10 protein-coding genes are annotated in these 11993 nt (G+C 67.0%); 5 read left to right on the top strand and 5 right to left on the bottom strand.

The genetic code is table 11. The annotated features are described in order from the left end of the window. From ACIQ09_RS19675 to ACIQ09_RS19665, 3 genes are all read left to right on the top strand, one after another. Window positions 1–1376 (top strand): lactate permease LctP family transporter (locus ACIQ09_RS19675; RefSeq protein ID WP_398313707.1); only part of this gene is annotated, 1376 nt, incomplete at its 5' end. Window positions 1377–1604: 228 nt separating this feature from the next. After that, entirely contained in the window at window positions 1605–2924 is a 1320-nt protein-coding gene (locus ACIQ09_RS19670; RefSeq protein ID WP_398313705.1) for a diguanylate cyclase domain-containing protein, read from the top strand. Window positions 2925–3124: 200 nt separating this feature from the next. Continuing rightward, window positions 3125–3901: a ferredoxin--NADP reductase gene (locus tag ACIQ09_RS19665; protein WP_398313703.1), complete on the top strand. Its 777-nt coding sequence runs from the start codon at window positions 3125–3127 to the stop codon at window positions 3899–3901. Between the two features lie 80 nt (window positions 3902–3981). Here the strand turns inward: ACIQ09_RS19665 and ACIQ09_RS19660 are convergent, their stop codons facing one another. The 4 genes from ACIQ09_RS19660 to eat all read right to left on the bottom strand — a co-directional run bounded on the left by ACIQ09_RS19660 (window position 3982) and on the right by eat (window position 8568). Further along, window positions 3982–4833: a TorF family putative porin gene (locus ACIQ09_RS19660; protein ID WP_398313701.1), complete on the bottom strand. Its 852-nt coding sequence runs from the start codon at window positions 4831–4833 to the stop codon at window positions 3982–3984. 48 nt (window positions 4834–4881) lie between these two features. Continuing rightward, window positions 4882–5688 carry an ethanolamine ammonia-lyase subunit EutC gene (eutC, locus tag ACIQ09_RS19655; RefSeq protein ID WP_398313699.1) on the bottom strand — a complete coding sequence of 269 codons (807 nt, stop codon included), beginning with the start codon at window positions 5686–5688 and terminating at the stop codon, window positions 4882–4884. Between the two features lie 12 nt (window positions 5689–5700). Next, a complete protein-coding gene (locus ACIQ09_RS19650; protein ID WP_398313697.1) occupies window positions 5701–7083 on the bottom strand; it encodes an ethanolamine ammonia-lyase subunit EutB in 1383 nt (460 codons plus the stop codon). A 96-nt stretch (window positions 7084–7179) separates the two neighbouring features. Beyond that, the gene (eat, locus tag ACIQ09_RS19645) at window positions 7180–8568 is read right to left on the bottom strand and encodes an ethanolamine permease (RefSeq protein ID WP_398313695.1); all 1389 of its coding nucleotides are present in this window, start codon (window positions 8566–8568) and stop codon (window positions 7180–7182) included. Between the two features lie 292 nt (window positions 8569–8860). On the opposite strand from eat, the gene ACIQ09_RS19640 reads away from it, so the two are divergent. Both ACIQ09_RS19640 and fdhD read left to right on the top strand, forming a co-directional pair. Further along, window positions 8861–9835, top strand: a complete 975-nt coding sequence (locus ACIQ09_RS19640; protein ID WP_398313693.1) for a helix-turn-helix domain-containing protein — start codon at window positions 8861–8863, stop codon at window positions 9833–9835. 127 nt (window positions 9836–9962) lie between these two features. Continuing rightward, window positions 9963–10835, top strand: coding sequence for a formate dehydrogenase accessory sulfurtransferase FdhD (fdhD, locus tag ACIQ09_RS19635; RefSeq protein ID WP_398313691.1), 873 nt, complete (start codon window positions 9963–9965; stop codon window positions 10833–10835). A gap of 281 nt (window positions 10836–11116) precedes the next feature. Here fdhD and ACIQ09_RS19630 read toward each other — a convergent pair. Then, a partial coding sequence (locus tag ACIQ09_RS19630; protein WP_398313689.1) for a 3-deoxy-7-phosphoheptulonate synthase occupies window positions 11117–11993 on the bottom strand: 877 nt, incomplete at its 5' end.

Here is an 11993-nt window from a genome sequence, read left to right as displayed (position 1 = left end):
ACAAGATCACCGTCAAGACCGGCCAGTTCGACGTCATCCGCGCGTCGGTGGTCTCCATCACCGATGACCAGCGCCTGCAGATGCTGCTGGTGGGCTTCTCGTTTGGCGCCTTCCTGGAAGGTGCGGCGGGCTTCGGCGCCCCGGTGGCCATCACCGCTGCCCTGCTCGTCGGCCTGGGCTTCAACCCCCTCTATGCCGCCGGCCTGTGCCTGATCGCCAACACCGCCCCGGTGGCCTTCGGCGCCATGGGCATTCCCATCATCGTGGGCGGCCAGGTCACCGGTATCGACCCCTTCAAGATCGGGCAGATGGCCGGCCGCCAATTGCCGCTGCTGTCCGTCATCGTCCCGTTCTGGCTGATCGCCATGATGGACGGCTGGCGTGGCATCAAGGAGACCTGGCCCGCCATCCTGGTGGCCGGCCTGAGCTTCGCCGTCACCCAGTTCTTCACCGCCAACTACATCGGACCGGAACTGCCCGACATCACCTCCGCCCTGGTCAGCCTGATCTGCCTGACCATCTTCCTGAAGAACTGGAAGCCCAAGCGCATCTTCCGTTTCGATAACCAGCCCGCCGCCGTGCAGGGTGCGGGCGATCACCACAGCTTCGGCCAGATCGCCAAGGCCTGGTCGCCCTTCGTGATCCTGACCATCATGGTCACCCTGTGGAGCCTCAAGCCCTTCAAGGCCCTGTTTGCCAAGGACGGCCCCCTGTACTCGCTGGTCTTCCAGTTCCCGGTGCCCATGCTCGACAAGCTGGTCATCAAGATGGAACCCATCGTCGCCAAGGCCACCCCCTACGCCGCGGTGTACAAGCTCGACATCCTCTCGGCCACCGGCACCGCCATCTTCCTGTCGGCCCTGATCAGCATGGTCGTGCTGGGCATGCGCAGCGGCGATGCCGCCAAGGCCTTCAAGGAGACCGTGTCCGAACTCAAGCGCCCGATCTACTCCATCGGCATGGTGCTGGCCTTCGCCTTCGTGGCCAACTACTCCGGCCTGTCCGCCACCCTGGCCCTGCTGCTGGCCGGTACCGGCGTGCTGTTCCCGTTCTTCTCGCCCTTCCTGGGCTGGCTGGGCGTGTTCCTGACCGGCTCCGACACCTCGTCCAACGCCCTGTTCTGCTCCCTGCAGGCCACCACCGCCCACCAGATCGGCGTGTCCGACACCCTGCTGGTGGCGGCCAACACCACCGGCGGCGTCACCGGCAAGATGATCTCGCCCCAGTCCATCGCCGTGGCCTGCGCCGCGGTCGGCCTGGTCGGCAAGGAATCGGACCTGTTCCGCTTCACCGTCAAGCACAGCCTGATGTTTGCCACCATGGTGGGCATCATCACCACCCTGCAGGCCTACGTGTTCACGTGGATGATCCCGTAAGGGCCCACACTGCTTCAGGACGGGGATGATGCGTCCCCTGGGAGCCTCGACGGCGGCCGGTAAAATGGTCGCCGTCTTTTTGTTGTCGGGCCCTGCCCGGCACCGTGAAACAGCGCACGGACAGCGCCATCGACCGCAACAGGCGCTTGCGGCAAAGCCCCGTGATCAGCCAGTCTACGCAGCAGACGCCCCCAGACCTTCCCAACACGGTCAGCCCCCCAAGGCAGCATGCAAAAGCAACTCGAAAACAGACTGCTCAACTGCGTCGACCTGCTTCTCGACGCCCTCTTTCTCGTCGACCCGAGTGGTCACATCCTCTACGTCAATCTCGCCTGTGAGCGCATCTTCGGCTATACGCCGGCGGAGATGATCGGACGGCCGATGGTGGATTTCATTCATCCCGACGACCGCGCCAAAAGCGCCGAAGAATCGCTCCACGTCATGGCCGGTCTCCCGCGGGTCGGCTTCGAGAACCGCTACCTGCACAAGAATGGGCATATCGTGCATATCATGTGGTCGGCCCGCTGGTCGGCCACCGACCAGCTGCGTATCGGCGTGGCCCGCGACGTCACCAGCCAGAAGCGCGCCGAGGAAAGACAGGCTGCCACCTACGCCGTCTCCGAAGCGGCCCATCAAGCTCCCGACCTGGACAGCCTTTTCCGGCAGATCCATACCATCATCAGCCGGCGCGTGCCCATTGCCGGGCTGGCCGTGGCCACCCGCGACCCGAAGCACAGAGAGCTGAACTTTCCTTACCAGCAGGACCACCTGGGCAACGCCCCGGTCGTCGATGAAGCCCGCGCTCGCCACCACTGCGAAGAGGTGATGCACAGTGGCCAGGCCCGGCTGCTACCTGACAAGGCACTCACGCCTGCCACGGCCGACACTCCGCACACCGACGACAGCGCATCGTGGCTGATCCTGCCGCTCATCGCCCAGCAACAGGCCATTGGCGCCCTGATTCTCAAGGCTCACCCCGGCGCCCTGCATGCCGACAAGGACCGGGAGCTGCTCCACTTCGTCTCCGCCCAGGTGGCCACCGCCATCGAGCGCGGCCAGCTCAAGGCGGAACTGCTGCGCGCAGCCCAGTACGACGAGCTCACCAGCCTGCCCAACCGTCGCCTCTTCCACGACCGCCTCAACACCGCCCTGGCCCGCAGCAGGCGCAAGCAAAGCCGCATGGCCCTGCTCTACATCGACATCGACGACTTCAAGCACGTCAACGACACCCTCGGCCACGCCGCCGGCGACGTCCTCCTGCAGCACATCGCCCGCCGCCTGGAAGCCTGTGTACGCAAGGCAGACACTGTCGCTCGCCTGGGCGGCGACGAGTTTGTGGTTATCCTGGAAGAAGTCCACGGCCCCGAGGACGCCCGGGCCGTTGCCGACAAGATCCGTACCGCGCTGTGGGAAGGCACGGAGATTGATCTCAGCGTACTGCACACCGAAGCCAGCATCGGCGTGGCCATCTATCCGGACAACGGCACTGACGCCGAAGCCCTGCTGAAACATGCGGACGGCGGGATGTACCGGGAGAAGATGGGCTAGGCCCTGCTGAACTGCCTGAGCATCTCAATCACCACCCCAGGCTGGGCCCCGACCCGTTCGAGATCAAGGTCAGCACCGGGAACCCGAGGCGGAAAGCAGGCCAACCCCCTGATTTGTGATAAGAACATGAAGGAAAAATTGCTGCGAAGCGAATGGGCCGCAGGGGATAATGGCGGACTTTTGATCAATCGCCCTTTTCCATGGCCGCCTACATCACCGAAAAAGTCCTGAGCGTTCATCACTGGAACGACACGCTGTTCTCCTTCACCACCACGCGGGACCGCTCGATCCGCTTCGAGAATGGCCAGTTCGTGATGATCGGCCTGGAGGTGGAAGGCCGGCCGCTCGTGCGGGCTTACTCGATCGCCAGCGCGAACTACGAGGAAACCCTGGAATTCTTCAGCATCAAGGTACAGAACGGCCCCCTCACCTCGCGCCTGCAGCACCTGCAGCCCGGTGACGACCTGCTGGTATCGCGCAAGCCCACCGGCACGCTGCTGCTGTCCGACCTGCTGCCGGGCCGCTACCTCTATCTGTTCTCCACCGGCACCGGCATGGCCGCCTTCATGAGCGTGATCCGTGACCTGGACGTGTACGAGCGCTTCGAAAAGGTGATCCTGATCCACGGCGTGCGCCAGGTCAGCGAGCTGGCCTACCACGACTACATCACCAAGGAGCTGCCCCACCACGAATACCTGGGCGAGGCCATCTCCGAGAAGCTCATCTACTACCCCACCGTGACCCGCGAGCCCTTCCGCAACCAGGGCCGCCTGACCGATCTGGTGGAGAGCGGCAAGCTCTTCGAGGACATCGGCCTGCCGCCCCTCGACCCGGCCGTTGACCGGGCCATGATCTGCGGCAGCGCCGCCATGCTCAAGGACAGCCGGGCCATGCTCGACCAGCGCGGCTTCCGCATGTCCAAGCGCATCGGCGACCCGGCCGATTACGTGATCGAACACGCCTTCATCGAGAAGTAAGCACCCGCTTCGCCCACAAAAAAACCGGGGCGTGCCGCATGAGGGCACGCCCCGGTTTTTTACTGCTGCGGTTTCTGCGCTCAGAAGGCCTTGGTGACGCTCACGAAGAACTTCTCCTTGGCGATGTCGTGCTTGGAGGTGCCGTTGCTCAGGCTGTAGTAGCTGCGGTAGGCGTCGGGCTCGCTGGTGGCCGAGAAGAAGGCACCGGCGCTCCAGCCGTCGGGCAGGGCCTTGGTGAGGCCGAGCTTGTAGTAGCTGATGTCCAGGCCGGTGGCGTGGGCGATGACCTGGCGGCCGATCTGGCCGCTGAGGTTCCAGCCCTCGGCGACGTCGTAGGCAGCATTGAGCTCGTAGAAATGGGAGCCGCGGGTGTTGCCGGTGACGCCGGCGCTGGCATCGCCGAAGAAGCCACCGTTGGTCGGGGAGTTGTTGGTGCTCCAGCCGAAATACTCGGTGAGGTTGCGCCCCGTCTTGAAGGTGAGCCACTCGTAGCTCAGGGCAATGTAGGCCTCCATGGTGTTGAGGCTGTTGGAGCGGTTGAAGCCGGCAAAGGCCGAATCGGTCCAGTTGCCGCCCGGGTAGGTGTAGTAGATCAGGCCGGCATCGTAGCCGACGGTGTCGGCGATCTTGCCCCGGTAGCCGCCGTAGAAGTCCATCTCCACCGCGGCGCCGGGCAGCCAGTGGTCGGACACGTTGGAGGCGAAGAAGCCGGCGTAGACGCCGGAGGTATGGGCAGCCTCCACGCTGAACTGCAGGGCGGGCTTACCCCAGGTCTGGGTCTGGCCGCGGAAGATGTAGTCGCTGACAAAACCCAGGCTGACCGGCACGCTCCAGGCGGATTCGCCTTCGGCGGCCAGGGCCGGGCTGGTGGCGCCGAAGGCGGCACAGGCGAGACACAGCGCGGCGGAAGTGCGCAGGGAAGTGTGGGACATGGTGTTCTCCTTGGAGTGGATGGCTAGCAGAAAAAGCGGGATGGAAATCTAGGGCGCGGCCAGTCCGCGGGGCGGGCCGGCCGTGTCGGTCAGGGCCGGCCCGGTATCGCTGTCGTCCTTGAGATCGACACCGGTACGCCCCAGCTTGAGGGCGCCGGCAATCAGGAAGGCGAGCTTGCGGGCGGCATCGGCATAGGTCAGGCCTTCCGGGCGCACGTTGGAGATGCAATTGCGCTCGGCATCCGTGAGGCCGGGCCGGGGCCGGGCGGTGAGATACAGGCCCAGGCTGTCGGGCGACGAGAGCCCCGGGCGCTCACCGATCATGACCACCACCTGTTCGGCCCCCAGGGCCTGGCCGATCTCATCGCCCAGGGCCACGCGGGCCTGGCTGGCGATGATCACGGGCAGCGTACCCAGATCCGGGAAATAGGGCTGCAGGGCCTGCAGCAGGGGCAGGCCATGACGGGCCGTGGCCAGGGACGACAAGCCGTCGGCCAGCACCACCGCCAACCTCGGCCGCGGCGCCCACAGGCGCGCGCCCTCCGTGTTCAGCAGGGCGAGGCTTTCCGGCGCCAGGCTGCGGCCCCGGTCGGGGCGACGCAGATACATGCTGCGGTCGGTGGCCTGGCTGTGGGCGGCGAGGCTGGCAAAGCCGGCGTCCCTCAGGTCGGCCTGCAGGGTGGCTACATCCAGGGCCTGGTGCACGGCGTCGCGGGCCTGGGCATGGGCGGTGCCAAAGCGCAGGACTTCGCGGGTCGGCAGGCTCACCCCGGCACGGCCCAGGGCCACCCGGGCGCGGGTCAGGCCCTGCAGGCGCAGCCAGGGGTCGGGGGTGACGATGGCGGGTTTGCTCATGGCCCTCTCCCCTTACAGTGTGGCCGCCAGGGCCAGCAGAGCCTGCTGCTCGCCCTGGGGCAGCAGATTGCCGCGAAAGTCGGCGATGCCCATGCGCTCCAGCCAGTCCTCGAACTCGGGGGCGCGGCGGCGGTCGAGCACCTTGCGCACATACAGGGCGTCGTGGAAGGACGTGCTCTGGTAGTTGAGCATGATGTCGTCGGCCCCCGGCACGCCGATGATGAAGTTGATGCCAGCCACCCCGAGCAGGGTCAGCAGGGTGTCCATGTCGTCCTGGTCGGCCTCGGCGTGGTTGGTGTAGCAGATGTCGCAGCCCATGGGCAGGCCCAGCAGCTTGCCGCAGAAGTGGTCCTCCAGCCCGGCGCGGATGATCTGCTTGCCGTCGTAGAGGTATTCCGGCCCGATGAAACCGACCACGGTATTCACCAGCAGCGGGTGGTAGCGCCGGGCCAGGCCGTAGGCGCGGGCTTCCAGGGTCTGCTGGTCGGCGCCATGGTGGGCGTTGGCCGACAGGGCGCTGCCCTGCCCCGTCTCGAAGTACATCACGTTGTTACCCACGCTGCCGCGGCCCAGGGCCAGGGCAGCGGCGTTGGCTTCGTCGAGCAGGGCGGCGCTGACGCCGAAGCTACGGTTCACCGACTCGGTGCCGCCGATCGACTGGAACACCAGATCCACCGGGGCACCCTTGTCGATGGCGCGGAGCGTGTTGGTGACGTGGGTGAGCACGCAGCTCTGGGTGGGCACCTCGTACTGCTCGCGAAAATCGTCGATCAGGCGCAGCAGCGCAGTGATGGCGGGCAGGCTGTCGGTGGCCGGGTTGATGCCGATCACCGCATCGCCAACGCCATAGAGCAGGCCGTCGAGCATGGAGGCGGCGATGCCCCGCGGGTCGTCGGTGGGGTGGTTGGGCTGCAGGCGCACGGCCAGCCGGCCGGGCAGGCCGAGGGTGTTGCGGAAGCGCGTGATCACCTGGCACTTGGCGGCCACCAGGATCAGGTCCTGGTTGCGCATGAGCTTGCTCACCGCCGCCACCATCTCGGGGGTGAGGCCGGGGGCCAGGGCCTGCAGGCTGGCCACGTCGGCGGCATCGGAGAGCAACCAGTCACGGAACTCGCCCACGGTCAGGCCGGCCACCGGGGCGAAGGCGGCGGCGTCGTGCCCGTCGATGATCAGGCGCGTCACCTCGTCGCGCTCGTAGGGCACCACGGCTTCCTGCAGGAAGCGGGCGAGGGGCAGGTCGGCCAGCACGATGCGGGCGGCCATGCGCTCCTCTTCCGAGGCGGCGGCGACGCCGGCCAGCATGTCGCCCGAGCGGGCCGGGCTGGCCTTGGCCAGCAGTGTTTTCAGGTCACCAAACACATGGCGACGCAATCCGAGGGTGCAGGCGTAGGTCATGGTCTTGTTCTTCGTCAGTGCGCTTCCTGCATCGCACGCCGGCCTCCGCTGCGGGGGGCCGGCGCCGAAGCGCATGTGCAGGTTCTATGCCAGCTCTCAGTGTTCTGCCTCGGCGAGGGCGGCAAAGGGCAGCTCCTCACGCTGCTTGTGGGTGAGCTGGAAGTAGCCGTAGCCCAAAGCCAGGATGGCCACGAAAACGCCGGTGAGCAGCGGGTTGAACCAGGCCACCGTGGCCAGGCAGATCAGCGCACCCACCAGGGCCACGGCCGGGAACACCGGGTAGAAGGGCACCTTGTAGGGGCGCGGCAGGCGCGGCTCGCTAGCCCGCAGCTTGAACAGGGCCGCCATGCTCAGCACATACATCAAGAGGGCGCCGAGCACCGCCATGGTGACGATGTTGGCGGTCAGGCTCTGGCCGCCGAAGGACAGCACCTCGTCGCTGAAGATGGCGGCGATGCCCACCACGCCGCCGGCCACGATGGCCCGGTGGGGGGTCTTGAAGCGCGGATGGACCTCGGCGAACCAGGCCGGCAGGTAGCCGGAGCGGGCCTGCGCGTAGATCTGGCGGGAGTAGCCCAGGATGATGCCATGGAAGGACGCCACCAGCCCGAACAGGCCCAGCCACACCAGCATGTGCAGCCAGCCGCTGGACTCGCCGACGATGGTCTTCATGGCCTGGGGCAGCGGATCGTTGATGTTGGCCAGCTTGGTCCAGTCGCCCACGCCACCGGCAAACACCATCACGCCCATGGCCAGCAGCACCAGGGTGATGATGCCGCCGGTGTAGGCGATGGGGATGGAGCGCTTTGGGTCCTTGGCCTCTTCGGCGGCCATGGCGACGCCCTCAATGGCCAGGAAGAACCAGATGGCGAAGGGGATGGCGGCGAAGATGCCGGGGATCGCGGCGAGAGAGAACTCATCCGCACCGCCCCAGCCGCCCTTGGTGAAGTTAGCCAGGGAGAAGCCCGGCGCCACCACGCCCATGAACACCAGCAGTTCAAAGATGGCGAGCAGGGTGACGAAGAGTTCGAAGGTGGCCGCAATGGTCACCCCGACGATGTTGAGCCCCATGAAGACAATATAGGCGCCCACGGCGGCAATCTTCGGATCAAGGGCCGGATACTGCACATTGAGATAGGCGCCGATGGCCAAGGCAATGGCCGGCGGCGCAAACACGAACTCGATCAGGGTGGCCATGCCCGCCACGTAGCCGCCGGTGGGGCCGAAGGCGTGGTAGCTGTAGGCAAAGGGCCCGCCGGCGTGGGGGATGCTGGCGGTCAGCTCGGTGAAGCTGAAGATGAAGGTGCCGTACATGACGGCTACCATGACGGTGGTGACGAGAAAGCCGAGGGTACCCGCCGAGGCCCAGCCGAAGCTCCAGCCAAAATACTCGCCCGAGATCACCAGACCGACGGCGATACCCCACAACTGCCAGGTGCCCAGACTGGCCGACAGGCCGTGGGCGGATTGCTTGGACGCGCTCATGATTCACTCCAGGAAAATTGATGAGTGAATCGTGGCCCACACGGCCCCGGTGCATCTATCAAGTTTCAGCACCGTGATAGCAATTTTCGGCACTGCAGCAAACTGCCTGCAACACACCCGACAAAACCTGCACCAGCCCAGTGCCCAAGCCATGTCAAATGCACCACCGCAGGGCTTCCCGACGGCGACGGCGGGCACGTGCCCACCCGCTCGGGGCGCCCTTCCCCGGCACACCGGCGACGGTACGCGGCTTGCTAATCCAGTGCACACATTTTCCTTCCAGGAAACCCCCATGACCGCCACCTCCTCTCCCCCAGCCCGCCAGGCTCACCCCCTGCGGCGGGTGACCCGATCCCGGGACGCGGACGAACAGGCCCACAACCTGTCCCAGTGGGACCAGCGCTACGACCAGCTCTCGCCGGGCAGCTTCGAGGGCTCGGTGACCGAGCTGTGGCTGCCGCGGACCCAGGTCTTCGTGGAGACCGCCAACCGCGCCCTGCGCCAGACCTGCGCCGCCTGGCCGCGCTCGGTGTGGTTCGGCATCCCCGCGGCGCGGGACGGCATGATGTCCATGGGCGGCAAGCCCCTGTCGTCCCGGGCCGTGTGCATCCGCGACGGCGGCGCCGAGTTCGACCTGCTCACGGCCCCCGACTTCAACCTCTTCGGCATCGTCGTGGATCGCCTGGCCTTTGCCGACTACCTGGACAGCACCGCCCACCAGGACCTGGACCGCCTGCTGCTGCAGGGCGACGTGCGCAACCTGGAGCCCGGCCGCAAGGAAAGCCTGTGCGCCACCCTGGCCGGCATCCTGGCCGACGCGGAGAACCCCGAGACCCCCGGCACCGACGCCGATGCGCTGCAGGAACGCATCTTCGACGCCCTCGCCGACATGCTGCTGGGCCGCGACACCGTGCCCGTACCCACCACCCGCACCCGCCTGATCCACCAGACTACCGTGGACCGGGTCCGCCAGTACGTGCTCGACAACCCGGAGCATCCCCCCGCCATCCCCGAGCTGTGCGCCCACCTGCACCTCAGCCGCCGCGCCCTGCAGAACTGCTTCGAGGACATCACTGGCATGCCGCCCCTGGCCTACATGCGCAGCCTGCGCCTCAATGCGGTCCGCCGCGCGCTGCGCTACGGCAGCGGCCACCGCCCGATCTCCAGCATCGCCTACGACTGGGGCTTCACCCACATGAGCCAGTTCGCCCGCGACTACAAGCGCCTGTTCGGCGAGCTGCCCTCGGACTCCCTCCGGCAGGGCTGACGCCCCGCGTCGGCACCACAAAACGCGCAGCTCCGCCCGGACGGGCAAGCCATGGCTATCCCCGGGCAGGCCCCGTTACACTAAGCGCCCCGGGCCCCGCCGGCCGCGCCCTTTCTCTGCCTCTCCCATGCCCCACGCCCCCGCCCTGCCCGACCCGTCCTGCGCCACCAGCACCCTGCGCGCCCTGGATGCAGACACCCCGCCGGCCCACCGCCCCCTGCCGGTGTGCCGGGTGGAGGGCACCCAGGCCTGGTCGGGTGTCGACGAGGTGATCGAGGAAGTACCGGTAGCGCTGGTGTTCAACGGCATCTCCCACGCCGTGCTGCTGGCGACCCCGGCCGACCTGGACGATCTGGCCCTGGGCTTCAGCCTCAGCGAGGGCATTCTCGACAGTCGCGGTGAGCTGTATGACCTGGAGTGTTTCGGCGCCACCCACGGCATCGAGCTGCGCCTGGAGATCGCCTCCAGCCGCTTTGCCGACCTCAAGACACGCCGCCGCAACCTGGCCGGCCGCACCGGTTGCGGCCTGTGCGGGGTGGAAAGCCTGGACGCCCTGGCCCGCCCGCTGACGCCAGTGGCCGCCTTCACGCCCATCCCCATCGCGTCGGTCACCCTGGGGCTGGCAAAGCTGCCCGCCTGGCAACGCCTGCGGGAGATCACCGGCGCCGTGCATGCGGCTGCCTGGATAGGTCGCGACGGCCATATCCGGGCCCTGCGCGAAGACGTGGGCCGTCACAACGCCCTCGACAAGCTCCTCGGCCACCTGGCCCGGGAAGGCGTGGACAGGCGCGATGGCTTCGTACTGGTCTCCAGCCGGGCCAGCTACGAGATGGTGCAGAAGGTCGCCATGCTCGGCATCGGCTGTCTGGTGGCCGTCTCCGCGCCCACCGCCCTGGCCGTGAAACTGGCCACCGAAGCCGGCGTCACCCTGGCCGGCTTCGCCCGCGGGGAAAAACTGGTGGTGTACAGCCACCCGGCAGGGCTGGGGATACCGGCCTGATTGCCGGCGGTTCTTCTGCCCCCATGGCCGCGACCTCGTCATCCACGGGTAGCGCGCCTTTATTGATCCCGCATCACGGGTGGCTGGTGGGACGGTAGGGGCGACTTCAGTCGCCCGCGGACTTCGATCAACGGCGTGCCGATGAATCAAGCCTTGATGGGCGCCTGAAGTCGCCCCTACAGATCGCCCCTGGAGACGAGGCCATATCGGGCGTCGGACGACGCGTCGAACCAAAAAAAGGGCGGCCAAAGCCGCCCTTTGCTGTCAGCACGGCCCGCCGCTTACTCCACGTCGGCGCGCTTCACGCGGCGCTGACGCACGGCTTCGGCGAGGACGTCGAGCACGGTGAGGCTGTCTTCCCAGCCGATGCAGGCGTCGGTGATGCTCTTGCCGTATTCCAGCTCTGCGCCGGGCTTCAGGTCCTGGCGGCCTTCCTTGAGGTGGGACTCGACCATCACGCCGATGATGCGGTCTTCGCCATTGGCCATCTGGCTGGCCACGTCACGGGCCACGTCCACCTGCAGCTTGTGCTGCTTGCGGCTGTTGGCGTGGGAGAAGTCCACCATCAGCTTGCCCGGCACACCGGACGAGGCCAGCTCCTTGCAGGCGGCATCGACGCTGGCGGCGTCGTAGTTGGGGCCCTTGCCGCCGCGCAGGATCAGGTGGCAGTCCTCGTTGCCGCCGGTGGACACGATGGCCGAGTGCCCGGCCTTGGTCACCGACAGGAAATGGTGGGGCGACTGGGCGGCCTTGATGGCGTCCACGGCGATACGGATGTTGCCGTCGGTGCCGTTCTTGAAGCCCACCGGGCAGGACAGCCCGGAGGCCAGCTCGCGGTGCACCTGGCTCTCGGTGGTACGGGCACCGATGGCGCCCCAGGAGATCAGGTCGGCGATGTACTGCGGGGTGATCATGTCGAGGAACTCGGTGCCGGCGGGCAGGCCCAGCTCGTTCACTTCCCACAGCAGCTTGCGGGCAATGCGCAGGCCGTCGTTGATGCGGAAGCTGTTGTCCATGAAGGGGTCGTTGATGAGGCCCTTCCAGCCCACGGTGGTGCGGGGCTTCTCGAAGTACACACGCATCACCACCAGCAGGTCGTTCTTGAGGCGGTCGGCCTCGGCCTTGAGGCGGCGGGCGTATTCCATGGCCGCGTCGGTG

The organism is Zoogloea sp., from assembly GCF_044344315.1.
Lineage (GTDB): Bacteria > Pseudomonadota > Gammaproteobacteria > Burkholderiales > Rhodocyclaceae > Zoogloea.
Note: the sequence above shows the minus strand (reverse complement) of the source record. Positions and strands in the feature narration are given on the sequence as shown.